The following is a 25,190-nucleotide window of genomic DNA, read 5'->3' on the forward strand; positions in this document are numbered from 1 at the left end:
AGTGGTTGCTGCGTGAATTTTCTCGACGAATAGCATTTATTGCCCCTAGCTGGATATCATTCGGTTAGGGGCATTTTTTTCATTTATTATGGACACACATATTCAGACGGTAGAATCGGGGCAGGAATTGTCGATGGATCAGATTGCGCAGGCGGCTGATTATTTGCTAGACGAGCAGGCTGATGTAGCGAAGAAGATTTCCTTTCTCAAAGGGCTTGCGAGCAAAGGGGAGACTCCTGCTGAAATTGCGGGATTCGTGGAATGTTTTTTGGAGCGTGCGGTCGACCCAGGTACTGCTGAAATGCGTTTTAGTGGGCCGACAATCGATGTCTGTGGTACGGGTGGAGATAAGCTAAACTTGTTCAATGTATCTACTACGAGCATGTTTGTGATTGCTGCTGGTGGTGCGACAGTGGTGAAGCATGGCAACCGTGGTATCACCTCTAAAAGTGGCGGCGCCGATGTTCTAGAAGCTCTGGGAGTGCGTTTAGATATTAGTCCTGAGACTTTTCGTAAGTGTTTGGATGTGGCTGGTGTTGGTTTTCTGTTTGCCCAGATGTACCATCCTGCATTTAAGGCGGTGGCTCCTGTGCGCGCTGAACTAGCGAAAGAAGGGATCCGCACGATTTTTAATTTGATTGGGCCATTACTTAACCCCGTGCGCCCTGAGTGCCAACTTATTGGAGTTTGTGACCATGCGCTGGGTCCAGTGTTCAGCGAGATTCTTAATAAGCTTGGGAGAAAGTCTTCTTGGATTGTGAGTGGTCAGACGGCTGACGGTCGACCAGTGGATGAAATGAGTTTGATGGGCGAGACTGCCATTTATCAATCAGTTGAAGGCGGGTCTATGCATGAGCTGCAGGTGAGTCCCGATCAGTTGGGGTTGGATGTGTGTGATGAAGAGGCTCTGCGTGGTGGTGATGCTGAGGAAAATGCCAAGATTCTGGTGGCGATTCTTTCAGGGGAGGAATTAGGGCCTAAGCGTGACATGGTCTTGTTGAATGCTGGTGCGGGATTAGCCTGTGCAGGCATTGCCGAAGACATTGCTGCAGGTGTGTCTCAGGCGCGTGAACTTATTGATTCTGGCCGGGCTTTAGAGAGGCTCCAGTTATTGCAATCTGTGGCTAAATAGTGGGGCTTAAGGCTGGACCCTAGGTTTCTAACTGGCCTCGATAGTATTCATAAAAAAAAGCGCGGAGGGCCATCCTCTGCGCTTTTTTAGTTTGTTAGCTTCCTCAGCTTAGTCCTTTGAAGCTTTGGGGTCGAGTGCATCACGCAAGCCGTCGCCAAGGAAGTTGAAGGCGAATAGAGTTATCGAGAAGACTAGTGCCGGGAATAAGAGGACTGTAAAGTTTGTTTCTAGATAGTTTGCGCCCTCTTGAATAAGCTTTCCCCAAGAGCTGTTAGGAGGTTCGATTCCGAGCCCCAAAAAGGAGAGTGCTGCTTCATATAGTATGAAGCTGGGTATAGTGAGAGTTGTGAAAATGATTATAGGACCAAGAGTATTAGGAATAATGTGTTGGAAGAGTATTCGAATATGGCCAAGCCCGAGGGAGCGTGCGGCTTCAACGTATTCTAAACGCGTGAGAGAGGCCGTTTGAGTACGGACAATTCTGCTCATTGTGAGCCAGCCAGATGCTCCAATAGCAATAAAAAGGGGAATGATGTTCTGGTAGCGAAGAACAAAATCTCGGTCCCAACCTTGTTCGTTTATGAGAAATTTACCCATCGTCTCGATGTGTCCGCTAATTACTTCGCGAAATAGAATCACGATAATTAGGAACGGAAGGGCCAATAGGCCGTCAACAATTCGCATCATTGTGTTATCCATTTTACCTCCAACGTATCCTGAGATGGCACCATAGGCGATACCTATTGTTACGGATATAGCGGTTGCCGCGAATGCTACAAGGAGTGAAATCTGACCGCCGTAGAGTATTCTTGCTAGAAGGTCTCTTCCAATTTGGTCGGTGCCAAGGGGATATTCGGCGCTAGGAGGAAGTAGCTTGTTAGAGAGCTCTCCATGGTTTGGATCTACGCCATAGATGAATGGACCAATGAAGCATGCTAGGACAATCAGGATAACGATCCACATGCTTACTATGGCTAGTTTGTTTTTAGAAAGGCGAATCCAAGCGTCGTGCCAAAGTGAGCTGCCTTCAATAATTGTTGGAGATGGTTCTTTAGCCATAGTGAAAATTAGTTAGCTTCGCGGAGACGTGGGTTAAGTAAAACGAGTGCAATATCGACTAAGAGGTTTGCTCCAGCCATTAAAAAGCCATAAAAAATCACCAAACCCTGTAGTAATGCATAATCTTTGCTGGTGACAGCGTTGACGAAATGTTGGCCCATTCCAGGAATTTGAAAGATAGTTTCAACGATAAATGAGCCTGTGATAATGGCAGCGAAGGCTGGTCCTAGGAATGTCACAGCCGGCATCATAGCGCCTCTTAGAGTATGTTTTATGATAATGGGTATCATGGGTACCCCTTTAGCTCTGGCTGTGCGAATGTAATCTTGAGATAGTATTTCGAGCATTCCTCCACGTGTGAGACGAGCTAAGTATGCTGCTGAACCTATGCCAAGTGTGATTGAGGGAAGTATGATGTCGGCGAACGTGTCCCAACCAGCCACATTGATCCAATCAGTTTTCGCTGCTATCCATAATTGAAGGAGTGGTCCAAGAACAAAGGTCGGAACACAAATGCCAATCATGGCGATAGCCATAGATGTATAATCAATCCATGAGTTCTTTCTTAGAGCAGCTAGTACCCCCATCGGAATACCAACAAGTATAGCGACTGCAATTCCTCCTATACCAACAAGGATGGAAGCTGGAAGAGATTGGGCAATAATTTCATTAACACTTCTTCCAGGCTTTGATGTAGAAAGGCCGAGATCGCCCTGGATTACGTTTTTTACATAACGACCATATTGAACGATGAGAGGTTGGTCTAAACCATAGTATGCTTCTATCTTCTCTTTCACATGGTCGGGCATACTTTTATCATCGGTTGATAGAGGATCACCGGGGATGGCACGAATAGCGAAAAATGTTAATGTGAATAGAAAGAATACTACAGCAAAAGCTTGTAGTGCCCTACTGAGAATGAGGCGGAACATAGTAAAAGTGAAGGGTGAAAATTTGAGCCGATGAAAGCAGGGGGATAAGAGTTATTTGCTATCGGACTGCTTCAGTTCAATAAACTTGAAAGGGTGATTATCTAATAGTAGTGGCTGCCATCCTTGAACAGCAGGGTGTATGAGGTAGTTAGTTGTGTACCAATAGATGGGGAGTACGGGGCGTTCAGCTAAAATTGTAGCTTCAGCTTCTTTCAAAATCTCGAGCCGTTGATTTGGATCAGCCGTTCTTTCAGCTTGTTTTAATTTATCTTCATAGATTTGGCTGCTCCATCCAGTGTTATTGTTACCATTACCTTTTGTCCACATATCCAAGAAGGTTGTTGGGTCGAGGAAGTCGCCTATCCACCCCCCAATAGCGATATCATAATCGAGGTCTTCTTGAGTGGTTAAAAAGGTTCCCCATTCTCTTTGCTCAATTCTGACATTGATGCCGAGGTTTTGTTTCCACATCGCCTGTAGGGCTTCAGCTAGCCTCACAGATGTCTCTCTTGGGGTGGTAAGAATTTTGAGGTCATTGGTGAAGCCATCACCATTTGGGTAGCCAGCTTCCAATAGTAGTTCTTTGGCTTTGGTCAGATCAAATTGTACAGTCTTAGGCGTGGTATATTTTTCAGTTTGAGGAACGATGCCGTGTGCTGGAGTCTGTCCACCTTGTAGTAGATTATCTATGAGGAGCTGACTATCGATAGCTGCTGATAAGGCAAGACGCACTTGCGGATTATTCAGAGGCTTGCGAGTTGTGTTGAGGCGTAAGAAGTAAACTCCAACATAGGGCTCTTGTCTTAAATTCTCTGGAGATACTTTTTTGGAATAGCTTATCATTTCAGGAGCTAGACCATATGTTTTATGTAACTGCTGGTCAAAAAACATACGCGCTTCTGTATAGGTATTCTTAACTGGTAGGTAGCGAATACCGTTGAGCTTTACGGTGTCTTTATCCCAATAGAAGTTATTTTTTGTAACCTCAATGGAATGGTTGAATCGCCAGCTGTGCAACTTGAATGGTCCGTTAGATACAATATTGCCGACTCTGGTCCACCCTGTGTTAGGCGTGTCAATAGATCCGTGTTTTAGAACGGCATGCTTGGGAACTGGAAACCAAGTGTAATGTTTGGTGATTTCAGGTAGAAACGGGACTGGTCCTCGTAAGCGAAGTTTCAATAGATGAGGAGATTCAGCTGATACCCCGACATTGGCCATCTCCCATAGGTCTGGTTCCCCCCTTTTATAATGGTCGATGAATTGAGAAAGAATTTTCTTTTGTGTGTCGGGGTTGATTGATGCTGGCCATTGAAAATTGATTGAGCCATTTTTTATGGACTCTAAGTGGTTGAGGTCGAGATTGTTGAGGCCTTTGAATCTGGCATACTGGGATTTTTGTGAGCTGCTAAGCTCTGCAAAATTGTTTTCTATTTGTTCTTCAAATTCGGAGATGTCAATCGTGTCATCCCCTAGGAAATTACAGTCCTTAACTAGTTGCCAATTGATGTCAGTGTTGGGATTTGTCTTAAAGAAAATATGGCCTTTATGATTTTGGTTATATTCCTTGGCATTCTCTAAATAGTAGAGCATTTCGGCATATTTAGCACCAAGGTTTGGGCTGAGAATCCTATGAAAAGAAAATACAAAATCATCTGCAGTGAGTGCTTTACCGTCTGACCATTTGGCATTTTCACGGATATGAAATGACCATTGAGTGAAGTCTTCATTGGCTTCCCAACTTTTAGCTACGCCGGGAAGGGCTTCAGCGTTCTTTGAGGGATGATCTACACACAGCCCTTCAAAGAGTGCTCTGATGATGTTCCCTTCAAGGACTCCACTTACTAGTTGTGGATCTAGTCCTTTAGGTTCATCACTGTTTCCTAGAAGTAGGATTCCATTTTTATTAGCTCTTTCCACAGGGGTCTCATCCTGGCAGCTAGTGAGGGTCAGGAATGCGATAAGGGATGTGATGGTGAAGGTGAGGCTTCGCATGGCAGAGGGACGTTGTCGGAAAAAGTACGTGGATGCAGTCATTTTTTTCATAAAAATCAGCACAAATTAAATAAAGCCCTTCTTGCTATCGCTAATTCTGTGTCATAAAAAACGCCGAGTTCAGCGCAGGAGGGCGTTGGAGAGAAAAACCTAGTCCATGAAAGCCTACTTTATTCGCCGCCTATTACTGATGATTCCGACGTTGTTGGGCATCACGATGATTGTGTTTACAGTGACGCGGTTTGTCCCCGGGGGGCCGATGGATCGGGCATTACAGGAGGTTTCTGCGGGTGGTGATGGCAATAGTAGTTCGAATGATAACAAGGGAGGTGGCTCGCTTAACGAGGAGCAGATTGAGGCCTTGGAGGAGCAGTACAACTGGGACAAGCCCTTGCCTATTGCGTATTTGCAATGGTTAGGCGTGGTGCCGAGGGAGAGTTTAAAGGTCAAGCGCGAGTATATTTCTGGTGCGGGTGAAGAGAGGATTTCAGGCGATGACTTTGATCCTAACGTGTCCGCACGAATGGTTTTGTTGGGATCAGGACGTGAGGTACAAGTGGATCGAGAGGGGGCTACGGTGACGAAAGCGTACTTTATCGATAATGGGGAGCCGATTTCCAATGAGGGTTGGTCAGCACGGGTAGAGACACCGGAAGATCGGGTTGCCCGCAAAGCACGTCGTGAAGGAGTAGAGCCGAGCACGATTGATCCTAAGCAATACAACTTCCGAGCGCAGGTTTACAAGGAGCGTCTCTCTGGTGTTTTACAGGGGGATTTAGGGCGATCGGACCGTTACGGGGATACGGTATGGTCAATGATTTTAGAGCGGGTGCCTATCGCGCTCTATTTCGGTGTGCTATCGACGATTATCATTTACGGGGTGTGTATTCCGCTTGGGGTGTTGAAAGCGATTGGTCACCGGAGTCTCTTTGACAATGTGACCTCCATTTTAATTTTCATTGGGTATTCGATTCCTGGATTTGCATTGGGTGGTGTGATGTTGGTGTATTTGGGAGCGCGCTTGGAGTTGTTTCCGCTATCGGGTCTGACGAGTGCAGATTTTGACACCTATAGTTTTTGGGGGCAGGTCAAGGATTTGGCATGGCACACATTATTGCCATTGGTATGTTATGTGGTGAGTGGGTTTGCGTATTTGACGATGTTGATGAAGAACAACCTGATGGACAATTTGTCTGCTGACTATGTGCGCACGGCGATGGCGAAGGGGGTGAGTTTTCGCAAGGCGGTAGTAGGACACGCGTTTAGGAATTCATTTATCCCGATAGCCACCTCATTGGGGAGTCTGATCACATTATTTGTGGGTGGAAGTATGTTGGTGGAGAAGGTGTTTGATATCCAAGGTTTTGGGATGCTGCAGTTTCAGGCGATTACGGACAAAGATTACAATGTGGTGATGGGGACGCTTACGATCAGTGCGTTTCTGATGTTGTTGGGGAACATTATTTCAGATTTTATTGTGGCGACAGTGGATCCACGCATCAAATTCAACTAGAGGAGCAAGAAGGGTATGATGATACGAAAGTTTGGGTGGTTTCTGGTGGTTGCTTCACTACTCGCTATGATTGGCGAGGCATTGGCATTGCAGTTACCCACTCTTCGATGGCCATTCAATACGGCACGTGAAATGCCGGGATTGTCGATGACTGGCATTAGTGCGCAGAACAATTTTGTTTCTGACGGTCTTTTTCCCTATTTTGGGTGGTTACTCTGTCTGGTAGCATTGGCACTGGGAGTCGTAGTGCTCAAGCAATTTCCAGCTGGCTCGAAGCCTTTGCCGATCGTTCAACGCAGGATCCAGCGATTCAAGTCGGTACGCCGTGGGTATGTATCATTTTTGTTATTGATGCTCTTGGTGCTCTTGGCAGCTTTGGATCAGAGTCTAGTTGGGAAGCGAGCCCTGTTTGTCAGTTACGAAGGGAAGTGGTATTTTCCTGCTTTTGAGCGCAAGATATACAGCGGTAAAGATTTTGGCCAGCAAGGTGACGCGAGGGATGCTGAAGCTTCCTACCGCGACCTTAAGAAGCAATTTGCTGAGGCAGGAAGTGGTAACTTTGTGTTGATGCCACTCGTGCCATACGACCCGACTGGGGACACGATCACCCAAAACATGACCACTTTGGAGATTCGCGATGGCAAAGTCATCGATCGCAGCGGTAAGCCATTCAACGGTCTAGCATCCTATGTTTTTGATGCAGATGCCGCGCGTGAGCATATTCGTTTTAAATTCCGTAAAGGAGTACGTCAGGGGGAAGCTGAGGGGCGCGATACTGAAGGGAAGCGTGTTTTCACAGCTGTCTATGCTGATGACGTGCTTGTGACTCACAGCTTGAACATGGAAGGTGTCAGCTTAGATGCATTCATGGGTTTGAGTGATGGAGTATTGCGCAAGATTTATTATAACCCTGCACCACCCTTACCGAAGGAAGGGCATTGGTTAGGAACAAATTCGAGTGGTAATGATATCTTGGCCTATCTGTATGGTGGCTTGCAGGTGAACATTAAGGCTGCCGTTATTTACGTGCCGATTATCTACAGCTTGGGGGTCACGATTGGTTTGTTGATGGGGCTGTTTGGTGGGAAGTTTGATTTGATCGTGCAGCGAATTATTGAGATGTTTTCAAACATTCCACAACTTTTTGTGGTGATCATTTTCAGCTCGGTAGTACCGGTCAAACTGAAGGGCTTGGGGATAATCCTCGTGATTTTAGTTTGTTTTGGTTGGATGGGGATGACGTATTTGATGCGGACAGCGGCGTTGAAAGAGAAGGCTCGTGATTACGTGGCCGCAGCGCGCGTGTCAGGGGCATCAACCTCTCGCATTGTGTTTAAGCACATCCTGCCTAACACTGTCGCGATTTTGGTAACATTGGTGCCATTTTCGGTTTCGGGCATTATTATGTCCTTAACAGCGTTGGATTACTTAGGCTTTGGCTTGCCGGAAAATTACGCGACCTGGGGGCGTTTGCTAAATGATGGACTTTCTAAGTTATCAGCGCCATGGATTGTGAGTTCTGCATTTGTGATGTTGGTGACCATTTTGGTATTGGTGACCTTTGTGGGAGAAGCGGTACGCGACGCCTTTGATCCGAAGAAATTTACGACCTATAAATAGTGATGAAGCAGCCTATCCGATTACTAACATTGATGTGTAGCGCTCTTGTAGGGGCTTTGACTTTATGTGGCTGCGGTGACAATGGAGACGCTCAGTTTGAGAGAAAGCTTGGGTTTGTGGAGTTTGTTCCACGGTACAACAAGTTTATTGATGGATGGCTAGCGAAGCAACTCAAGGTGGTAGATAAGCGAATCAGCGAGGAGAGTCAAAAGTTGGCTGACGCTAGTGACGCGAATGAGAAGTTGAGTTTGGAAGCGAGTATCGAGGCATTGAAACGTGAGAAGCAACGTTACTTGTTCCGTCAGTCAGTTGGGGAATACTTCTCTATCAAAACGCCTGAAGATTTACCCAGTGATCTTGTTTGGCAGAATGGAAATGATGTCCCAGCAATGGGTGATCCAAAGGCCAAGAAAGGTGGGGTGATGAATTATTTTATCACAACATTTCCCGCTACGACACGCCGCTTTGGCAAAAGCTCAAATCATTCGTTTCGATCAGAAATCTACGATAACATTGAAATGCCTTTGGTGGGCGAGCATTCACTCACAGGGCAACCATTTGGAATTCTCGCAAAGGAATGGGCGATTTCGGAAGATGGTAGGACGGTTTACTACAAGTTACGTGAGGAGGCGACATATTCGGATGGTCACCCTGTGAAGGCCCAGGACTATTTGGTCTTTGCGTATTTGCGTCTCTCCGACAATGTTAAAGACCCATTTTATAAAGTCTATCTTCGTGAACAATTTGCGAACTTCACGACCTATGGTGACCACTTGTTGTCAGTGACTTTGCCGGAGGCTAAGCCGAAGATGACCTATTATGCTTCGATCACGCCTTCGCCGTCGCATTTTTATGCTGAGTATGGGCCGGACTTTGTTCAGCGATACCAATGGAAGGTAGAGCCAACGACCGGGGCGTACACGGTGCATCCTGAAGACATTAAGAAGGGGCGCTCAATCACCTTATCCCGTGTGAAGGACTGGTGGGCTGCAGACCTGCCGCAGTTGAAATACGGGTACAACGTAGACAAAATTGTTTACCATCTGGTACAGGATACCTCGAAGGCATTTGAGTTATTCCGCATCGGGCAGTTAGATTATTTTCCAGTGTCACAACCTGAGTATTGGTATGAGAAGACTGAGATGGAGCCAGTATTCAAGGGCTACATTGAGAAAGCGACGTTCTATAACATCTATCCGCGCGTGCCATGGGGCTTCTATCCGAATGTGACTAAGGCACCGATGGATAATAAGGATGTGCGAGTCGGGCTGGCGTATGCGATGAACCTGCAGAAGGTGATCAATGCTCTGTTTCGAGCTGACTATGATCGACTCGAGAGCTTCAGCCGTGGCTTCGGGGAATTTACCAACGAGGAGGTGACCGCAAGGAGGTTCTCAGTAGCTAAAGCGCGTGAGGCATTTGCTAAGGCCGGCTACACCGTGGAAGGGGAAGATGGGATTTTGAGAAAGCCTGATGGGACGAAATTGGAGGTAGAGCTCACGTTCTACAACTTGGGCATTTATCCAAAGATGATGGCTATTTTGAAGGAAGAGGCCAAGAAATGTGGCGTGGATCTTGTTTTGGATGGTCAGGAGCCGACATTAGCATTCAAGAAGACTCAGGATAAGCTGCACACTCTATGTTACGCAGGTTGGGGTGTGACGCCACCCTTCCCGCGCTATCATCAATTCTTTCACTCTATCAATGGCATTGAGAATGGGAAACCAAAGCAGCAAACGAACAACTTGAATTGTTACGCAGATCCACGCATGGATTTCTTAGCAACGACTGTTAGGAATGCGCGTAGCATAGAAGAATTAAGGGATGCTGCGCATGAGGTGCAACAAATCGTCCACGACGAGGTGTTGTTTATTCCAGCACACGCGGTGCCTTATAGGAGGGCGGCATACTGGAGGTGGCTAAAGTGGCCGGATTCTAAGTATACGAATTTTGCGGATCCTAGGACGTATGACCCGATTGAGTCTTACTATTATTGGGTCGACGAAGATGTGAAGGCGGAGACTCTCAGTGCGAAGCGCAGTGGGAAAGAATTTCCCGAGAAGGTGCATGTTTTCGACCGCTACCGTGGGGGGATTCCCGAGGAAGATAAGCGCATGCGTGCCACTAAAGCGAACTAAGAATAGAAATTTCAAAGCGTGTCTACAGACCAAAATATATTAGAAGTCAAAGGCCTCGTCACTGAGTTTGAAACCGAAGCCGGTTGGTTGCGAGCGGTGGATGGAGTGAGCTTTAATGTGCCCAAGGGTAAGACTGTTGGAGTTGTTGGTGAGTCTGGTTGTGGAAAGTCGGTAACCTCGATGTCCATCGTTGATCTTTTACCAAAGCCAATGGGGCATGTTAGAGGGGGAGAGATTTTATTCAAAGGGAAAGACCTGAGGAAGATTGATCATAAGGAATATTATAAAATCCGGGGGGGACAGATCAGTGTGATTTTCCAAGAGCCGATGACGGCGCTCAATCCAGTGCATAAGATAGGGCGTCAGCTCTCTGAGGTGCTTTTGCTTCACACTGGAATGACAAAGAAGGAGGCCTGGCAGGAATCTATCAATGTCTTATCGAAGGTGGGGATTCCAGCCCCTGAGAGAAGGGTAAACGAATACCCTCACCAACTTTCGGGCGGTATGCGGCAGAGGGTTGTGATCGCTATGGCTTTGGCGTGCAAACCAGATTTGGTGATTGCCGATGAGCCTACGACAGCACTCGACGTTACGGTTCAGGCTGAGATTTTGGATCTGATTAATCAGCTTCAGAAAGACATGGGCATGTCAGTGATCATGATCACGCACGACTTAGGAGTGATTGCTGAGACCTGTGATGAGGTTGTGGTTATGTATGCTGGTCGGGTGGTGGAGCGTGGCTCTGTTTATGATATTTTTGAACGCCCAACGCATGCCTACACCAAAGCTCTGTTAGGATCTATTCCTAGTTTAGAGTCGGCTAATAAGTCGGTATTGCCAACGATTCCTGGCACTGTGGCATCGATTTCGGACTTCGTTGAGGGATGTCGATTCTGCCAACGCATGGAACGAGAGGGGGAAACGCTAGAGCAGCGGCCAGCGTTTATTGAAGTGCGCCCTAACCACTGGGTAGAAGATTGTCCTATTTGTAATTCTCTCCACACTGATTGATCTCATGTCTCACTTATTAGAAGTCAAAAAACTGAAGATGCATTTCCCAGTCAAAGGGGGGATTATGATGCGTCAGGTAGGAGCTGTGAAAGCGGTGGACGATGTCTCATTTTTTGTGCGGCCTGGAGAGACTCTTGGATTAGTAGGGGAATCAGGATGCGGTAAGAGTACCTTGGGCAAATGTCTGGTGAGGCTCTATGAGCCAACCGACGGCGAAATTTTATTAGGCGAGACAGATATCACGCGCATGACTAATAAAGCGTTGAGGCCATTGCGTAAGAATATCCAGATGATGTTTCAGGATCCTGCGGAGTCATTGAATTCTCGGTTCTCGGTAAGGCAGATTGTGCGTGAGCCATTAGATATTCAACAAATTGGCAGCAAGAAGGAGCGCGACGCCAAGGTAGATGAGTTGCTGGAAAAGGTCGGATTACCAGCGGCGGCGGCTGATAAGTTTCCTGTGGAGTTTTCTGGTGGGCAGAGGCAGCGGATTGGTGTTGCCCGGGCCATTGCATTGAACCCGAAGTTACTTGTTTTAGATGAGCCGGTCTCAGCATTAGATGTTTCGGTTCAATCGCAGGTCCTTAATTTGTTAGTGGATCTACAAAAGGAGCTAAACATGGCCTACATCTTCATTGCTCACGATCTAGCAGTGGTGAAGCACATTTCTGATAGAGTGGCTGTGATGTATTTAGGTAAGATCGTCGAGCTAGCGAGCTCTGAGACGATTTATCAGAACCCTCGACATGCTTATACGAAGGCATTGTTGTCAGCGATTCCACATGCGGATCCCAAGCATCAAGGTAAGAGAATTCGCTTGGAGGGCGATGTTCCCTCACCGATTGATCCTCCAGCGGGCTCTGCATTTGGACACCGGATTAATCATCCACGTTATGAAGAGACAGTAGGCTTAGACATGCCATTGGTCGAGATTGCTCCAGATCACTGGGTTGCTGCTGACCCTTGTAGCTTGAGTGATGAAGATTGGGAGAAAGCGAAGCAGTTAGTATAGTGTGCTTGGCCTACACATTTGGTGAAGCTTCAGAAATAGGGATGTGGCGGCAGTGCTGAGTTCGCTTATTGGAGAGCGCAGCGTTACCAATTTCATTGCCTGAGTGCGTTGATTTCCAGTGATTTTTCGATGATGTCGAGAGCGAGCTGGTATTTGTTTTCCTTTGGGAGCTTGAGCTCATGATCTGGGTAGACGAGGGTGACTTCATTTTCTGAGGAATCAAATCCGATGTCGGAACGAGAAACGTCATTAGCGACGATGAGGTCACAATGTTTACGAACGAGTTTGGATCGGGCGTTGGTGAGTGCGTTTTCGGTTTCCGCAGCGAAGCCAACGAGTGTTCCTGTGAACGCGAATTTTTTTCTCGCGGAGCCTAGGATGTCTGGGTTCTTGACCAGCTCGAGTGTGAGTGAATCAGCCTCTTTTTTTATTTTCTGCTCTGGTACGGAAGCTGGTCGGTAGTCAGCGACTGCTGCAGCAAAGATAGCGATATCAGTCTTAGAGATGTAGTGTTCGACTGCGTCGTACATTTCTTTAGCTGATTCGACGGGAAGAAAGTCGACACCTTCGGGGACATCTAGGTCACAGGGGCCAGAAATGAGGGTTACTCGATGTCCTTCGTGAGCGGCAGCACCTGCGAGGGCGTAGCCCATTTTACCGGATGATCGGTTTGTCAGATAGCGGACCGGGTCGATGGCTTCACGCGTTGGTCCCGCGGTGATGAGAAAATGTTTTTTCAAAGGGATGGGAAGTTAGGTTGTCTGGTTCAGGTGTTGGTAGATGGTCTCTAGGATCGCATCCACAGGCATGAGCCTTCCTGCACCTTCGTAGCCGCATGCGAGTATGCCATGAGTATCAGGACCAAAGATGTGGCAACCATCATCGACGAGTTGTTTGACATTGCGCTGGGTGGCCGGATGGGCCCACATTTTACCATTCATAGCCGGGCAGATGAGAACTGGGGCTTTGGTTGCTAGATAAATGCTAGAGAGTGGGTCAGGAGCTAAACCTTGAGCAAAGTTACCGATAGTATTGGCACTAGCGGGAACGACGACCATCAGGTCAGCTCGGTCAGCGAGATCGATATGACCGGGTTTCCACGATTGCTTTTCATCTTGGAGTGTGACGAGCACAGGGTTTCGAGAAAGCACCTGAAGAGTAAAGGGGGGGATAAATTCGGTGGCTGACCGGGTCATGACACAGTGAACCTCATGGCCAGATTTCGCCAAGGCTGAAGCGATGTCAGCTGTTTTGTAGGCGGCTATGGAGCCGGTGATGCCGAGAACGATGGTGGCCATAGGAATGATTGTGGGCTGCGCATGTGGGTGTGTGAAGTGTAAATCTTGTGCTTTTGCGTGAATGCTAGTTTGACCTTTTAGCTGTTAGTTTTTAGATTAACTCCATGAACTGGGATGATGCTTCGGAAAAGATTTTAGTGACGATGCTGAGCCATTTAGGATTTAGCGTCGCAGTGGAGAGGGAAACGACAGCTGACGGTCTTTGTCTCCAGATCATGATGGAGGATTCGAAGACGATTATTGGGCGCAATGGCGACCGCCTTGAGGACCTTCAGTATTTGGTCAATCGCATCCTGAATAAGCATTTTCCCGATGCGCCCAGAGTGAAAGTAGATTGTGATCATTATCGCAACGAGCAAGAGGGTAAGCTTGTAGAGAAGGCTAAAGTTCTTGCAGACAAGGTGTTGGAGTCAGGAAAGTCCGTGAGGACTAGGCCGCTGAATGCTTATTACCGTAGGATCGTGCACAACGCTTTAGCTGAGGTGGATGGGGTGCGTACGGCGTCGCCACAAGGGCAGGCCCGCTATAAGCGTATCGAGATCATGCCCGCATAGTTTATCACTTTTATGGAAACGCACAGACTCGTACTCACTGAAGATCTCAACCAATATGGCTTTCTCTTTGGGGGGCGTTTGTTGAGTTGGGCTGATGAGGCGGGTTACATAGCTGCGAGCAAGGATTTTCCCGACGCGCGCTTCGTCACCATTGGTATGGGCAAGGTTGCCTTCCATCAGTCGGTCAAAAATGGTGCTATCATACGTCTCTGTGTTAGCTTGCGAAAGCAAGGCACAACTTCAGCGACCTATCAGATTGATGTCTATTCAGCGAAGGAGCCTGAGCGAGGTGTGATTTTTTCTACTGATATTACCTATGTCAATATTGATGAGGAGGGCCAAAAGTATGCCCTCTAACAATTCCCTCTAGTTCTATTCTTGAATTTCCTTTTTAAAGGTATCACGCAGGCAGATGTAGTAGTCGTGTTGGTTGACTTCCATCTGATAGATGAGGCATTCATGTGAGTGTGTGGAAGTGCGGAGGGTGCCTGTTCCAGCGTTGAAGCTAATGGAATAGCTACCGAGTTCAGCGTCGGTAAGTTGTTTATAGATATCGACGTCTCGTCCATTCACTTCTGTGATGATGGCGAGGACATCTTCATGTAGGGGGACTTTTTGGTCTTCAAATTTTAGTGAGACTTCTTGTGAGAGGGCAGTATGGATATTTTCGAAATCGTCTCCGTAGGTTTGAGTGAGGGTTTCAGCATTTGCGTATTCTGGTTGGTTAGCTGATTGGAATACTGCTACTCCGAGGATGGTAGCGCAGCCGCCGATACTGAGAGCTGTGCAACCTGCAAAGCAGGAGAGTGCGATGATACAGACTGTGAGGAGGGGTTTTTTCATAGCTAAGAATCTAGGCGTCGAGTTTGAGTCTTCTGAGTGCATCAATGCGGGTGAGCATAGGTGGGTGCGAGTATTCAAGGAACACAAGGAAGGGGTGGGGAGTGAGATTGACGAGATTATCTGCAGAGAGTTGTTTGAGGGCGCCGATGAGGTGCTCAGGGGTCCCTTGTGCATTTGCTGCATAGGCATCTGCCTCAAACTCATGTTTCCGGCTGCACCTATTTGAAAAGATACTGAGCACTTTATTCACTGGTGAGAAGAGGATGAAGAAGAAGATAAGGCCTGCGTAGGTAGAGATTTGTTCAACGTAGAAAGCGTCAAAAAGTTGTTGGGCAAAAGCGCCGTTAGGGTTGGTGGCGATGCCAATGAGGAAGAAGATGACTGCCGTTTGGATCGTGCTTACGACCATGCGCTGAATGATGTGCTTACACTTGAAGTGGCCGATTTCATGAGCGAGAACGCCGACGAGCCCCTCGGTGGTGTGCTTTTCAATGAGAGTGTCGAAGAGGGCAATTTTTTTATTTTTTCCAAAGCCGGTGAAGAAGGCATTCGACTTGGTGGATCGTTTTGAGCCATCCATGACGTAGATTTCGGTGAGTGGGAAATCGCATTTAGCTGACAGAGCATTGATGGCGGACTTGAGTTCCCCATCTTCCATGGGTTCGAACTTATTAAAGAGTGGGAGGATGTAGGTGGGTGCGAGATAGGTTAGTAAAAGTTGGATGAGGGTGAATGCGATCCAGGCCCAGAGCCAGGCGTGTGCGACTGCACCAAAGATCCATAGAATCAATGCTAGGATGGGAGCTCCAATGAGGGCCATGAGAATCAGGCCTTTTATTTGGTCGATAACGAAGGTCTTAGGGGTAGTTTTATTGAAGCCAAACTTCGCTTCGATAACGAATGTCGAATAGATCTGGAATGGGATACCGATGAGAGTTTGGGCGATGAAGAGGATCGCCATGAAGATGAGACCTGTCAGGATTGGGCCATAACCGATACTGCGGCAGAAATCATCTAACCAGCCGAAGCCCCCAAGGAGCCAAAAAGTGAGCGTCAGTGCCAATGAGAATGTGGATTGGACAATGTCGAACTGGGAAGTGATTCGTGTGTAGTGTTGGGACTCGGCATATTTGTCTTCAGTGAAAATGCCTTTGAACTCGCTTGGGAGTTTGGGGTTCAGCGCCTTGAGGTTGAGAAGGGTGGCGATAAGGTCAAGGTTCCACAGTAGGAAGAGCGCAATGACGATGATGATGCCCAAGGTGTTATTCATGGCTGCTGAGTAGAAGCTATGTGACGATGCATGCAAGTCCGAAATCAGGAGTTGGCAGGGCGACGGGTTTTGTTATCAATGGAGTCTATGAAATGGATGACGCTTCTCTTTCCAGCTTTGTTATTGAGCTGTGCGAATCAAGAGCCTGTGGAAGTGAAGGCGGGAACTTGGAGGAAGTCGCCGACTACTTGGCTGAATGGTGCAGAGGTCTACAGTAATGTGGAATCGCTCAAGGGAGTCGGGGCAATCGAGAAAGACAAATTGATTTACAGGGCATCTACGTACAATTTTGACGGGCCACTGCGGTGGCAGATTGTAGCAGAAGGAACTGAGGGGGAGCATGTGAGCATGCGACTTGCAGGAGTGCAAATCACGACGGGCGCAAGCAAGCGCTCAGTGAGGTTGCCTCTGTCGATGTTAGGAGGAGAGACTGCTTTCGAGCTAGAGGAATTGCCGAAGAAAAAGCGTAAATTTTCATTGAAGAAGAAAACGAAAGAAGAGCTGGAAAAAGAAGCTGCTGAGGCAGAAATTCAGCCGCGTTGGATGGCGAGTTATACGATTCCTGACACTCTTCAGCTATTTCCTAAAGCCGATGGTAAGGTTGTGCTAGCAGCCAATATTGTGATCACCTCGAGTAAGGGGACGCAGTCGGAGTGGGTGAATTTTGCTTTATTGCCAAATGCCAATAAGTCGAAAAGTTTTACATTCCGCCAGACGATGATCGAATATGGAGGAGTACCCATCGATTGAATCGCATTGGGGTATGTTAGATGTAGAACATTGGGCCTGCATCACTCTCCGCCATGCTACTTAATTTGGTCTCTTTGAGTTGGCTTGCGAAATGGTTGCTGGCAGAATGCCAGACTTTGCTGACGCTAGCACCTGACTGGCCCTCGGAAGAGGTGGTATTTTCGAGGAGGGTGGGTTCGACAGATTGGACAATATCGTAAAGTGAGATATCTTCGGCCTTGCCAGTGAGCAAATATCCTCCAAATTTCCCGCGCTTACTAGTGATGAGTCCAGATCGTCTCAGGTCATTGAGGATTTGTACGAGAAAATTAGAAGACACAGCTTCGCGTTGTGCAATCTCGTCAAGTCGTGTAATGGTCTTTCCATCGGCTTGCTTTGCGAGTTGGGCCATTGCTCTACAGGCATATTCTAATTTCTGGGAAACTCTCACGCACCAATCCACATCACATCATGTCAAATAAATCTAGCTCTAATCCTTACAATCTTTGCAATAACGCTCATGTTTCTGTGGAGGAGGTTTGGATTCAGATACGTGATCGAGCGCAAGAGATTGCCGATTGCGAGCCTCAGCTGACAGCCTTGTTGTACGATGTTATTTTAAATAGGGCGTGTTTGGGGGCAGCACTTGCGGCCCGTTTGTCTCGAAAACTGTCACGTGAGGAGATGAATAGAGAGGAGCTGACTCCGCTTTTGGAGGGGATTTTTGTATCACACCCGCAAGTGACCTTGAGTGCAGCGGCCGATATGATGGCGATTTATGACCGTGATCCGGCATGTCAATCACCTCTGGAGCCGATGTTATTTTTCAAGGGCTTTCTAGCAATTTGCACGTATCGTGTTGCCCATCATCTATGGAATAGTGAGCGCAAGCCACTCGCTTTATACTTTCAAAGTATCTGTAGCGAGGTGTTTGGGGTTGATATTCACCCGGCGGCTCGGATCGGTTGTGGCATCCTGTTAGATCACGCTACGAGTGTGGTGATTGGTGAGACTGCCATTGTGGAGGACAATGTATCGATCCTTCATGAGGTGACTCTTGGGGGGACTGGTAAAGAGAGTGGTGACCGTCACCCCATTGTTCGCACAGGTGTGCTGATTGGGGCGGGTTCGAAGATTCTAGGGCGCGTAGAGATTGGTCAATGTGCAAAGGTGGGAGCTGGGAGCGTGGTCCTTGCTGATGTTCCTGAACACGTGACTGTAGCTGGGGTGCCAGCCAAGATAAGAGGTAAAGCAAATACGCCGGCCATGGATATGAACCAGTGTTTTGAGAGCGGCCAGATTTAGGCGAGTGAGTCCTGGGCTAGTTGGATGAGTTCTTCTGGAGTGAGACCGCTAGCCACCAAGCTTTGAAGGGAGTGGGCTGCATTTCTTTTTGCAAGTCTCTCGCCTTTAGAATCACAGACTAGTTCGTGGTGGTGGTACTTCGGTTCTGGGAGCTCAAAGAGCGCCTGGAGAATTCGGTGGATATGCGTTGATTCTAACAAGTCCTTTCCTCTAGTGACGTCTGTGACATTCTGGAAGGCGTCATCGACGACGACGGCGATGTGATAGGATGTGCCGATATCTTTGCGAGCGAGTATTATGTCGCCGAGAAGCGCATGGTTAACCTCAACTGATCCGAGGAAGCTATCCTGGAAGGTGAGTGGGCCGGTTAGCTTTGCGGCGCGTTCGGAATCGAGTCGCCATGCGGGTTCATGGCCATTTGCCAAATGGGCTTCGATTTGCTGAGGAGTCAGTGCCTTACAAGTAGATGGGTAGAGCGGGCCATCTGGGCCGTGGGGAGCTCTTACGAGGTTTTTAATTTCGCGTTGGATATCACGACGGGTACAGAAGCACGGATAGACGGCATCGAGCTTTTTCAATTTATTGAGAGCCTCTTGGTAGGCGGGGAAGCGTGTGGTTTGTCTTAAGGGGGGGGCGTCCCAACGAATGCCGGCATGGTGCAGGTCGGATTCTATTTCAGAATAGTAATGAGGTCGGACACGCGTGGTATCGATATCTTCGAACCTCAGTAAAAAGCGACCGCCCTTTTTGCGTGCGAGATCGCGTGCAAAAAGGGCGGCGTATAGGTGTCCAAGGTGGAGTTGGCCGGTGGGGGATGGAGCAAAGCGCGTAATGACTTCAGCTTGCTTTTTGGCCATGCTCGAGGTGGGTTATCCTTTGATCTCTAACAACATTTGAGCATTGTTGTGGAAGCGCTTGAGGAAGAAGAGCAGCCGCTCCATGGCCTCATGTGGTCGCGCACCTGAAAGGCCACGGCGGATGAGGTGGATTTTGTGCAGCATATGCTCAGGTAAGAGGAGTTCTTCACGGCGCGTGCCAGATTTAAAGATATCGACAGCTGGGTAGATGTATTGTTCCGCAATTCTTCTATCGAGGACGAGCTCCATGTTACCGGTGCCTTTAAATTCTTGGAAGATTGCCTCATCTGCACGTGAGTTAGTGTGGACGAGAGCGGTCGCGACGATGGTGAGTGAGCCTGCGTTGCGGGTGTTTCGCGCTGCGGCAAAGAGTCTGCGGGGCATTTCGAGAGCTCCAGAAACGATACCTCCAGACTGGACGCCACGGCCTTTCCCTTTCTTGCTACCGCCCATCACATTATTATAGGCGCGAGCGAGACGGGTGATGGAGTCCATCATAAGGAAGACGTGCTCACCAGCTTCGACGAGTCGCTTCGCACGTTCGATACAGAGTTCTGCGACTCGGCAGTGGTTTTTAGCTCCTGCGTCGTTAGAAGAGGCATAGATTTCTGCCCCGGGGAGGCTCATTTTAAATTCGGTAACCTCTTCTGGGCGCTCATCGACCAGTAAGATCATGAGATGCATTTCTTCACTGTACTTTTCACGCACCGCTTCAGCCATGTGTAGCATCATGGTGGTTTTACCTGAGCGTGGAGGAGAGACGATGAGGCCACGTTGGCCACGCCCGATGGGAGCCATGATGTCGAGTACACGTGTGGTAAAGCGCTCAGACTCGGTTTCAAATGGAATCCGCTTATCTGGGTTGACCGCTTTGAGTTCGTCAAAATGGGGGAGTTTACGCGCCTTATCAACTGGCATGCCGTTGATGGCTTTGACCTCGGTGATTTGGAGCCCTCTGGGGCCTTGTTTGGCGAAGCCTTCTATCCACACACCGACGCGGAGCCCATGGACTCGTACGATATCTGGTGAGATGAAGACGTCATTGCTAGACTGTTCAAGGTCACTGGCTAATTCACGTAAGAAGCCGAAGCCTTTAGGGCTGAGTTCGAGGATGCCGCTGACTTCGACTGGTGGGCCTGTGAGTTCGACTGGCTTTGAGTCTTGTTGGTTACCAGACTTGTGATCGCGACGCTTGTTATTGCGGCGATTATTTTTACCTTTTTGGTTGCGCCGGTTGTTGCGGTTGTCGTGTTTGTGAGTTGGGCCACCGCCTTCAACGCGGCCATTGCGGTGGCGGCGTCTTTGATTTGGTTTTTCGTCTTTTGTCTGAGTTTTTTCAGCGACTGGCTCCGCAGCTTGCGTTACTTGCGGTGTCGGTGAGGGAAGATTTTCCTCAGTTGGTTTGGGTGCAGGCTCTGCAGGTGGAGTTGCTGCTTGGGCTACTGGGGTGGCCTCGACTGGCTCAGGAGCTGCCTCTGACTTAGCGACTTTCTTGACTGCTTTTTTCGCGGTTTTTTTGGTGGCCTTTTTTGCAGTTTTCTTAGTGGCAGTTTTTTTCGCTGCTTTTTTTGCCGTTGTTTTTTTTGCTGCTTTCTTGGCGGTTTTTTTCGCCGCTTTTTTTGCGACCTTTTTGGTAGCTTTTTTAGCGACGACTTTGGTGTCGGCAGTTTCTTCGGGCATGGAAGCTTCTTCGCTCATAATAAATTGGATCGTGTGTGTAGGGAAGTAGGTAGGTGCTATGGCAGATGTGAAAGGTCTGGCAGCTGGGGTTTTAGTTGACGTTAGATGTCAGAGTTGGTGGTAGGGGAAGTCGAAATATCAATACGTTTGTTATGGATATTGTCTGTGTCACGCGACGCGCTGGGGTAGCACTGGGTGTGGAAATTCTCAACGCAGTAGGCCATTAGAATGGTGGCGATGCGGGGATGGCTAAAGAAGTTTAGCTTAGAAAAAATCCTGAAGCGGTCCGATACTGTACGCTCCATGTCGTGACGACATCTCCATGCTGCATGTTGATACCCAACTTGGCAAATACTTTTTTAGCATAGGGGCGGAACGAAGCGGGCCCGCAGTATGAACTGCGGGCCCGGATAAATATGTTAGAGCGTGTGAGTTGCTCTTATTGGTATGTTGGTGACTTGTGTCGCTTGTAGACTTTATTAGTCACCATATACGAGATTGGGAAGTCAGGAAGGGGGGTGGCGTCAGGAGGGCGAGGCACGTTTCTTCCGAGTGTCGCGTCTTCAGGTTGGGAGTATGCGATATTGACAGGCGTTCCAGTCTTAACGATTTCGTAGAACTTAGGCGCGACGTTGTGGTGCATTCGGATGCAGCCATGGGTGCAGGGTTTGTCTTTCATCCAGCCAGTGTGGAAGCCATAGGCTGATTTGAATTCCATCCAGTAGGGCATTGGAGTGCCGATAAATTTGGTGCCTGCTGGTTTGTTGCGACGGTAGCCTTGTCCGTACTTGCCATTACCGTAGTCAAAGTATCCGTGGGTTTGGGCCCGGCGGTATTCTTGCTTACTATAGATGGTATAATTTCCTTTAGGGGTAGGCGTAGAGGCTTTCCCAACTGATACTGGCATAACAAGCAGTGGTTTGTTACCTTCTAGCACGTATGCCATTTGTTTGTTTGTGGATACTTTTACGCGAACATTGTTAGGGTTGCTAGGTTTTGATGCTGGTCTGTCGTATGCATCATAGGCACCGAGTCCGCCTGTTTGTGTACACGAGCTAAGTAGGCCAGCACAGGCCACACCGAGTAGGTAGAGTAACTGTTTCTTCATGTTAGAATGGACCATAGAAAGGATACTGTGGTCTAGGCAACAGAAAAAATGCTGGTGAAATGATTGTCACATCGTTGATCTTTAGCGGGCATTTTCCCAGCTAGTGACGATACCTTTGTGGAATTTGACTTCAGCTTCAAGTTCGCTGTTGTAATTTGTGGTGCGTGAGATACTTGTGCCGTAGTAGCCGCGGCCGCCGTAGCCGTATCCTCCGTAGAGTCCACCAGTGTAGTAGGGGGTGTAGCGAATGTAGTACCACTTTTCGAAGAGTTTCCCATTTTCAGAGCCTTTTGAGCTACGGGATGGGTCGCCCCATGCGAGGTAGACCGCTTTTTTATTCATGCCTTTGGAGATTTGTCCACGTTGGACGAGGGATTGGTGATTGGGGGTGAGTTGTTGGTAGAGGTCGGGGTTGTTGGCGATTCTGGTTTGTGGTGTGTTAGGTGTGCAACTCACCATGAGGAGGGTAGCGCTGGATAAAGAGAGAAATGCCAGTGGGCGGTACATGAGGGTACTTTATGCTAGTTTGCTAGATTTTACAACATGAGTCTGGATTGCAAGATATGTCAGAAGGTTCTTGTCAAAACTTACTGAAATATAGCATGATATGAGTTGAATTTGAATGTTGTGATTATGTCAGAAGAAATAATCCCAGCTGATGTATTGGCAGAGGAACTCAAGCATTGTCCTGAGTGGGACATTGAGGGCGAGGCCATTGTCAGGTCATGGGAATTTGAGAATTTTGCGGATGCGATGGAGTTTGTGAACATTGTCGCTGATGTGGCTGAGGGGGCTGGCCACCATCCAGATTTTTTCATTCGGTACAACAAGGTGAAATTGACATTGAGTACGCATGAGATTGGCGGAGTTACTGATGCTGATCTTGTTATGGCTGGTAGGATCGATAATGTTGCTTAGTCCGTGTGCTGAAATTTTGTGAGCTTGTCATCACCTTGGGGATGGTCTACACCCTGCGCTATGGCTCGCTTCACATGGTGTTTCTCTCTCATGACTTCCATTTTCTTGGTGTCTTGTGCAACTGAGCGCGAGGTTACCTATGAGAAGGGCGGGCCGGAACAATTTGGTGACCGTTATTTGAGTGATGTGAAGTACGTGGTCGACGAGCAAGGCAACGTGCGCCCGAATCAGGATAAGCGGAGTCAATTTGAGGCTGAGGGAGATTATGCTGGGGGAAAGGCCTATCAAGGGTCGGCATACGGGAAAGAGGCATATCGATCGAAACGGTGGGGGGGAGATAAGAATTTCAATGCTCAGCAATTTGCTGGGAACAAGAGTGGTAGCCAGTACCAATACTCTCCACATTTTGTTCAGCAGCAGGCAAATGCTCAGGGCCAATATTCCCACGTAGGGGGCAAAAATTATGGCACGAGTGGTTACGGTGGTGAGGTGCGGGCTGTGGACAGGGGGCGCAATGTGGGTAAGCCACAGGACGCGGCGACCCAATCACGCCGAAAGGTGTATGCACCACCACCGATCTACAGCATGGATCAAGTCAATGGCATAGGGGTGGACGATACGAAAGCTATGATGGGACGATGAGCTGAGGGCTCAATCGAGGTTCAATCGCATTGGAATCATGCTGGAGTAGTCGAAGCCTAGTTTTTCAAAGAACTTTTGTGAGTCAGCACTGATTTTGTCGGTGAGCAGGGTGATACGGGAGAAGTTCTTGGTTTTGGCGAACTGTTTTACGTGTTCGACGAGGATGGTGCCATAGCCGTGGCTGCGGTGGGTGGGGTGAATTATAAAGTCTTCTAAAATAAGAACCATGCCCCCTCGTGCCGTTGAAATAGTGAAGAGGAGGTTCACCATACCAAGAATTTGGTGGTCGTTTCTGAGGACGAAGATTCTGCCGCGCGAGGGTTGTTCTAGGATCATTTCGAGTCCGCGTCGTTGAGTTTCGCGATCAGCATCGAAGTCATCTTGCAGCTCAAAAAGTTCCATGACGAGCTCGGTGATTTGGTCGAGGTCTTCAATGGTTGCGGTTTCAACCCTAGGGGTATCTGTTGATTGCAGTGCTGGGGAAACATTCTTGGCGTCACTCATAGTAGGCGCGGGGAAACTAACAGCAATTTTTGAGTTCAGCTACGAAAAATCGAATCAAAGGTAAAAAAATAGCTCTCTGAGTGAATGACGTGTTGACAAAGCGCGTGAAATACTTAGTTTGCCCGCCCATCCATCTGCCTCTGGGCAGTAAGGAGAGATCTCTTTAATCTTCCAACAGGAATATCACCATGAGCAAAAGAACTTATCAACCATCTAAGCGCGTTCGTAAGCGTCAGCACGGATTCCGCGCACGCATGGCTACTAAAGCTGGCCGCGACATCATCCGCCGCCGCCGCCAAAAGGGTCGCAAGCGTCTCCTTCCTAAAGGTGCTGAGCTTCAATACAAGCGTCACACTAAGCAGCACACCTAGTCTTTTTCAAACGTGAGGGGAGCATGATTCTTTCGTTTCAGCTCCTCTTTCACGAAGACACCAAGGTGAGAGAAGCGCCCCATGCGTCTTCCTAGAAAGTTCTCAATCGTAGACCGTGCTGATTTTGCACGCGTCAGAGAGCAGGGAAAGTCGCGAGCGGGGCGCTATCTTGTTTTAAGTGTCTTAGCATCTGATGAGCTTGAGCATTTCAAGTCCGGGCTCATCACTACGAAGAAGGTAGGAAAAGCGCATCAGAGGAATTATCTGAGGCGCGTTTTTCGTGCCATTTTGCAAAAGCATGGCGAGTCAGTGCGTGATGATTGTTATATTGTCACGATTGCGCGTTGGCGGGCGAGCGAAGCGAGCTATACAGATCTCGAGAGGGAATGGTTAAAGCTCGCCAAGAAGCTAGGCATGCTAAGAGGGCAAGAATGATGAGACAAGTACCAGTGACTGCGATCAAGTTAGCGATTCGGGGGTATCAAAAGTTTTTGAACCCGATGTTGCGTGCTGTGAGTGGTCCTTATGGTGGTTGTCGATTTTCACCTTCTTGCTCGCATTATTTTTATCAGGCGGTAGATACCCATGGAGCGCTGCGTGGCAGTTGGCTGGGGATTCATCGCCTTTGTCGATGCCACCCGTGGGGTGGCTGTGGCTGTGACCCAGTACCACCCAAAAAATCAGAATCAGATAAATAGA

29 protein-coding genes are annotated in these 25,190 nt (G+C 48.3%); 15 read left to right on the forward strand and 14 right to left on the reverse strand.

Translation table 11 applies throughout. The features are described from left to right. Positions 1-88: 88 nt before the first annotated feature. Positions 89-1,132 (forward strand): anthranilate phosphoribosyltransferase, encoded by a 1,044-nt coding sequence (trpD, locus tag ACFSW8_RS17540; protein WP_377089850.1) that lies wholly within the window; start codon positions 89-91, stop codon positions 1,130-1,132. A gap of 108 nt (positions 1,133-1,240) precedes the next feature. On the opposite strand, the gene ACFSW8_RS17545 is transcribed toward trpD, so the two are convergent. From ACFSW8_RS17545 to ACFSW8_RS17555, 3 genes are read right to left on the reverse strand one after another with little or no spacing between them, the layout of a single operon-like run. Continuing rightward, positions 1,241-2,191: an ABC transporter permease gene (locus ACFSW8_RS17545; protein ID WP_377178901.1), complete on the reverse strand. Its 951-nt coding sequence runs from the start codon at positions 2,189-2,191 to the stop codon at positions 1,241-1,243. A gap of 8 nt (positions 2,192-2,199) precedes the next feature. After that, entirely contained in the window at positions 2,200-3,123 is a 924-nt protein-coding gene (locus ACFSW8_RS17550; RefSeq protein ID WP_377178903.1) for an ABC transporter permease, read from the reverse strand. Between the two features lie 51 nt (positions 3,124-3,174). Continuing rightward, positions 3,175-5,118, reverse strand: coding sequence for a peptide ABC transporter substrate-binding protein (locus ACFSW8_RS17555; RefSeq protein ID WP_377178905.1), 1,944 nt, complete (start codon positions 5,116-5,118; stop codon positions 3,175-3,177). Positions 5,119-5,275: 157 nt separating this feature from the next. On the opposite strand from ACFSW8_RS17555, the gene ACFSW8_RS17560 reads away from it, so the two are divergent. From ACFSW8_RS17560 to ACFSW8_RS17580, 5 genes are read left to right on the forward strand one after another with little or no spacing between them, the layout of a single operon-like run. Next, positions 5,276-6,631 carry an ABC transporter permease subunit gene (locus ACFSW8_RS17560; RefSeq protein WP_377089852.1) on the forward strand — a complete coding sequence of 452 codons (1,356 nt, stop codon included), beginning with the start codon at positions 5,276-5,278 and terminating at the stop codon, positions 6,629-6,631. Positions 6,632-6,646: 15 nt separating this feature from the next. Next, positions 6,647-8,251 (forward strand): ABC transporter permease subunit, encoded by a 1,605-nt coding sequence (locus tag ACFSW8_RS17565; RefSeq protein WP_377089853.1) that lies wholly within the window; start codon positions 6,647-6,649, stop codon positions 8,249-8,251. A gap of 2 nt (positions 8,252-8,253) precedes the next feature. Beyond that, positions 8,254-10,389: an ABC transporter substrate-binding protein gene (locus ACFSW8_RS17570; RefSeq protein WP_377091530.1), complete on the forward strand. Its 2,136-nt coding sequence runs from the start codon at positions 8,254-8,256 to the stop codon at positions 10,387-10,389. 18 nt (positions 10,390-10,407) lie between these two features. Next, on the forward strand, positions 10,408-11,400 hold the full coding sequence (locus ACFSW8_RS17575) for an ABC transporter ATP-binding protein (RefSeq protein WP_377089854.1): 993 nt from the start codon (positions 10,408-10,410) through the stop codon (positions 11,398-11,400). Between the two features lie 4 nt (positions 11,401-11,404). Beyond that, positions 11,405-12,412, forward strand: coding sequence for an ABC transporter ATP-binding protein (locus tag ACFSW8_RS17580; protein ID WP_377089856.1), 1,008 nt, complete (start codon positions 11,405-11,407; stop codon positions 12,410-12,412). Between the two features lie 92 nt (positions 12,413-12,504). On the opposite strand, the gene ACFSW8_RS17585 is transcribed toward ACFSW8_RS17580, so the two are convergent. Together ACFSW8_RS17585 and ACFSW8_RS17590 are read right to left on the reverse strand one after the other, a co-directional pair. Next, complete coding sequence (locus ACFSW8_RS17585) at positions 12,505-13,152, reverse strand: phosphopantothenoylcysteine decarboxylase domain-containing protein (RefSeq protein WP_377089857.1); 648 nt, start codon at positions 13,150-13,152, stop codon at positions 12,505-12,507. Between the two features lie 12 nt (positions 13,153-13,164). Further along, the gene (locus tag ACFSW8_RS17590) at positions 13,165-13,710 is read right to left on the reverse strand and encodes a flavoprotein (RefSeq protein WP_377089858.1); all 546 of its coding nucleotides are present in this window, start codon (positions 13,708-13,710) and stop codon (positions 13,165-13,167) included. Between the two features lie 104 nt (positions 13,711-13,814). Here ACFSW8_RS17590 and ACFSW8_RS17595 point away from each other — a divergent pair, with 104 nt between their 5' ends. Both ACFSW8_RS17595 and ACFSW8_RS17600 read left to right on the forward strand, forming a co-directional pair. Then, positions 13,815-14,264, forward strand: coding sequence for a Jag family protein (locus ACFSW8_RS17595; RefSeq protein ID WP_377089859.1), 450 nt, complete (start codon positions 13,815-13,817; stop codon positions 14,262-14,264). Between the two features lie 12 nt (positions 14,265-14,276). After that, on the forward strand, positions 14,277-14,621 hold the full coding sequence (locus ACFSW8_RS17600) for an acyl-CoA thioesterase (RefSeq protein WP_377089860.1): 345 nt from the start codon (positions 14,277-14,279) through the stop codon (positions 14,619-14,621). 15 nt (positions 14,622-14,636) lie between these two features. Here ACFSW8_RS17600 and ACFSW8_RS17605 read toward each other — a convergent pair whose 3' ends face one another. Next, complete coding sequence (locus tag ACFSW8_RS17605; protein ID WP_377178907.1) at positions 14,637-15,107, reverse strand: hypothetical protein; 471 nt, start codon at positions 15,105-15,107, stop codon at positions 14,637-14,639. A 10-nt stretch (positions 15,108-15,117) separates the two neighbouring features. After that, positions 15,118-16,377 (reverse strand): M48 family metallopeptidase, encoded by a 1,260-nt coding sequence (locus ACFSW8_RS17610; RefSeq protein WP_377178909.1) that lies wholly within the window; start codon positions 16,375-16,377, stop codon positions 15,118-15,120. Between the two features lie 87 nt (positions 16,378-16,464). Here ACFSW8_RS17610 and ACFSW8_RS17615 point away from each other — a divergent pair, with 87 nt between their 5' ends. Then, positions 16,465-17,127, forward strand: a complete 663-nt coding sequence (locus ACFSW8_RS17615) for a hypothetical protein (protein ID WP_377178911.1) — start codon at positions 16,465-16,467, stop codon at positions 17,125-17,127. A gap of 16 nt (positions 17,128-17,143) precedes the next feature. Here the strand turns inward: ACFSW8_RS17615 and ACFSW8_RS17620 are convergent, their stop codons facing one another. Further along, positions 17,144-17,569 (reverse strand): RrF2 family transcriptional regulator, encoded by a 426-nt coding sequence (locus ACFSW8_RS17620; RefSeq protein ID WP_377089864.1) that lies wholly within the window; start codon positions 17,567-17,569, stop codon positions 17,144-17,146. A gap of 8 nt (positions 17,570-17,577) precedes the next feature. Here ACFSW8_RS17620 and cysE point away from each other — a divergent pair, with 8 nt between their 5' ends. After that, a complete protein-coding gene (gene cysE, locus ACFSW8_RS17625; RefSeq protein WP_377089865.1) occupies positions 17,578-18,411 on the forward strand; it encodes a serine O-acetyltransferase in 834 nt (277 codons plus the stop codon). On the opposite strand, the gene gluQRS is transcribed toward cysE, so the two are convergent. The 5 genes from gluQRS to ACFSW8_RS17650 all read right to left on the reverse strand — a co-directional run bounded on the left by gluQRS (position 18,408) and on the right by ACFSW8_RS17650 (position 22,515). Then, complete coding sequence (gene gluQRS, locus ACFSW8_RS17630) at positions 18,408-19,268, reverse strand: tRNA glutamyl-Q(34) synthetase GluQRS (protein ID WP_377089866.1); 861 nt, start codon at positions 19,266-19,268, stop codon at positions 18,408-18,410. The genes cysE and gluQRS overlap by 4 nt on opposite strands. Before the next feature lie 12 nt (positions 19,269-19,280). Next, positions 19,281-20,966 (reverse strand): transcription termination factor Rho, encoded by a 1,686-nt coding sequence (gene rho, locus ACFSW8_RS17635; RefSeq protein ID WP_377089867.1) that lies wholly within the window; start codon positions 20,964-20,966, stop codon positions 19,281-19,283. Between the two features lie 83 nt (positions 20,967-21,049). Beyond that, positions 21,050-21,253 (reverse strand): hypothetical protein, encoded by a 204-nt coding sequence (locus tag ACFSW8_RS17640; RefSeq protein ID WP_377089868.1) that lies wholly within the window; start codon positions 21,251-21,253, stop codon positions 21,050-21,052. A gap of 134 nt (positions 21,254-21,387) precedes the next feature. Further along, positions 21,388-22,056: a L,D-transpeptidase gene (locus tag ACFSW8_RS17645; protein ID WP_377089869.1), complete on the reverse strand. Its 669-nt coding sequence runs from the start codon at positions 22,054-22,056 to the stop codon at positions 21,388-21,390. 81 nt (positions 22,057-22,137) lie between these two features. Further along, complete coding sequence (locus ACFSW8_RS17650; RefSeq protein WP_377178913.1) at positions 22,138-22,515, reverse strand: hypothetical protein; 378 nt, start codon at positions 22,513-22,515, stop codon at positions 22,138-22,140. 174 nt (positions 22,516-22,689) lie between these two features. Here ACFSW8_RS17650 and ACFSW8_RS17655 point away from each other — a divergent pair, with 174 nt between their 5' ends. Further along, positions 22,690-22,974: a 4a-hydroxytetrahydrobiopterin dehydratase gene (locus ACFSW8_RS17655; protein WP_377089871.1), complete on the forward strand. Its 285-nt coding sequence runs from the start codon at positions 22,690-22,692 to the stop codon at positions 22,972-22,974. 90 nt (positions 22,975-23,064) lie between these two features. After that, a complete protein-coding gene (locus ACFSW8_RS17660) occupies positions 23,065-23,616 on the forward strand; it encodes a hypothetical protein (RefSeq protein WP_377178915.1) in 552 nt (183 codons plus the stop codon). Positions 23,617-23,625: 9 nt separating this feature from the next. Here the strand turns inward: ACFSW8_RS17660 and ACFSW8_RS17665 are convergent, their stop codons facing one another. After that, on the reverse strand, positions 23,626-24,120 hold the full coding sequence (locus tag ACFSW8_RS17665; RefSeq protein WP_377089875.1) for a GNAT family N-acetyltransferase: 495 nt from the start codon (positions 24,118-24,120) through the stop codon (positions 23,626-23,628). 188 nt (positions 24,121-24,308) lie between these two features. Here ACFSW8_RS17665 and rpmH point away from each other — a divergent pair, with 188 nt between their 5' ends. The 3 genes from rpmH (at position 24,309) to yidD (ending at position 25,189) form a co-directional block, all read left to right on the forward strand. Next, positions 24,309-24,491 carry a 50S ribosomal protein L34 gene (gene rpmH / locus ACFSW8_RS17670; protein ID WP_018969955.1) on the forward strand — a complete coding sequence of 61 codons (183 nt, stop codon included), beginning with the start codon at positions 24,309-24,311 and terminating at the stop codon, positions 24,489-24,491. Between the two features lie 81 nt (positions 24,492-24,572). Continuing rightward, a complete protein-coding gene (rnpA, locus tag ACFSW8_RS17675; protein ID WP_377089876.1) occupies positions 24,573-24,926 on the forward strand; it encodes a ribonuclease P protein component in 354 nt (117 codons plus the stop codon). Next, positions 24,926-25,189, forward strand: a complete 264-nt coding sequence (gene yidD, locus ACFSW8_RS17680; RefSeq protein ID WP_377178925.1) for a membrane protein insertion efficiency factor YidD — start codon at positions 24,926-24,928, stop codon at positions 25,187-25,189. Before rnpA ends, yidD begins: the two co-directional genes overlap by 1 nt. Position 25,190 lies beyond the last annotated feature (1 nt).

Origin of the sequence: Rubritalea tangerina (assembly GCF_042683245.1) — a bacterium.
Lineage (GTDB): Bacteria > Verrucomicrobiota > Verrucomicrobiia > Verrucomicrobiales > Akkermansiaceae > Rubritalea > Rubritalea tangerina.

Bases quoted from the DNA above. Each gene is read 5' to 3' on its own strand.
- ACFSW8_RS17550 (WP_377178903.1), bottom strand. From the start codon at position 3,123: ATGTTCCGCCTCATTCTCAGTAGGGCACTACAAGCTTTTGCTGTAGTA.
- ACFSW8_RS17640 (WP_377089868.1), bottom strand. From the start codon at position 21,253: ATGGAGCGTACAGTATCGGACCGCTTCAGGATTTTTTCTAAGCTAAAC.
- gluQRS (WP_377089866.1), bottom strand. From the start codon at position 19,268: ATGGCCAAAAAGCAAGCTGAAGTCATTACGCGCTTTGCTCCATCCCCC.
- ACFSW8_RS17590 (WP_377089858.1), bottom strand. From the start codon at position 13,710: ATGGCCACCATCGTTCTCGGCATCACCGGCTCCATAGCCGCCTACAAA.
- ACFSW8_RS17555 (WP_377178905.1), bottom strand. From the start codon at position 5,118: ATGCGAAGCCTCACCTTCACCATCACATCCCTTATCGCATTCCTGACC.
- ACFSW8_RS17610 (WP_377178909.1), bottom strand. From the start codon at position 16,377: ATGAATAACACCTTGGGCATCATCATCGTCATTGCGCTCTTCCTACTG.
- ACFSW8_RS17665 (WP_377089875.1), bottom strand. From the start codon at position 24,120: ATGAGTGACGCCAAGAATGTTTCCCCAGCACTGCAATCAACAGATACC.
- ACFSW8_RS17660 (WP_377178915.1), top strand. From the start codon at position 23,065: ATGACTTCCATTTTCTTGGTGTCTTGTGCAACTGAGCGCGAGGTTACC.
- ACFSW8_RS17645 (WP_377089869.1), bottom strand. From the start codon at position 22,056: ATGAAGAAACAGTTACTCTACCTACTCGGTGTGGCCTGTGCTGGCCTA.
- ACFSW8_RS17595 (WP_377089859.1), top strand. From the start codon at position 13,815: ATGAACTGGGATGATGCTTCGGAAAAGATTTTAGTGACGATGCTGAGC.
- rho (WP_377089867.1), bottom strand. From the start codon at position 20,966: ATGAGCGAAGAAGCTTCCATGCCCGAAGAAACTGCCGACACCAAAGTC.
- ACFSW8_RS17600 (WP_377089860.1), top strand. From the start codon at position 14,277: ATGGAAACGCACAGACTCGTACTCACTGAAGATCTCAACCAATATGGC.
- rpmH (WP_018969955.1), top strand. From the start codon at position 24,309: ATGAGCAAAAGAACTTATCAACCATCTAAGCGCGTTCGTAAGCGTCAG.
- cysE (WP_377089865.1), top strand. From the start codon at position 17,578: ATGTCAAATAAATCTAGCTCTAATCCTTACAATCTTTGCAATAACGCT.
- ACFSW8_RS17570 (WP_377091530.1), top strand. From the start codon at position 8,254: ATGAAGCAGCCTATCCGATTACTAACATTGATGTGTAGCGCTCTTGTA.
- yidD (WP_377178925.1), top strand. From the start codon at position 24,926: ATGAGACAAGTACCAGTGACTGCGATCAAGTTAGCGATTCGGGGGTAT.
- ACFSW8_RS17605 (WP_377178907.1), bottom strand. From the start codon at position 15,107: ATGAAAAAACCCCTCCTCACAGTCTGTATCATCGCACTCTCCTGCTTT.
- ACFSW8_RS17545 (WP_377178901.1), bottom strand. From the start codon at position 2,191: ATGGCTAAAGAACCATCTCCAACAATTATTGAAGGCAGCTCACTTTGG.
- ACFSW8_RS17560 (WP_377089852.1), top strand. From the start codon at position 5,276: ATGAAAGCCTACTTTATTCGCCGCCTATTACTGATGATTCCGACGTTG.
- ACFSW8_RS17615 (WP_377178911.1), top strand. From the start codon at position 16,465: ATGAAATGGATGACGCTTCTCTTTCCAGCTTTGTTATTGAGCTGTGCG.
- rnpA (WP_377089876.1), top strand. From the start codon at position 24,573: ATGCGTCTTCCTAGAAAGTTCTCAATCGTAGACCGTGCTGATTTTGCA.
- trpD (WP_377089850.1), top strand. From the start codon at position 89: ATGGACACACATATTCAGACGGTAGAATCGGGGCAGGAATTGTCGATG.
- ACFSW8_RS17580 (WP_377089856.1), top strand. From the start codon at position 11,405: ATGTCTCACTTATTAGAAGTCAAAAAACTGAAGATGCATTTCCCAGTC.
- ACFSW8_RS17650 (WP_377178913.1), bottom strand. From the start codon at position 22,515: ATGGTGAGTTGCACACCTAACACACCACAAACCAGAATCGCCAACAAC.
- ACFSW8_RS17655 (WP_377089871.1), top strand. From the start codon at position 22,690: ATGTCAGAAGAAATAATCCCAGCTGATGTATTGGCAGAGGAACTCAAG.
- ACFSW8_RS17565 (WP_377089853.1), top strand. From the start codon at position 6,647: ATGATGATACGAAAGTTTGGGTGGTTTCTGGTGGTTGCTTCACTACTC.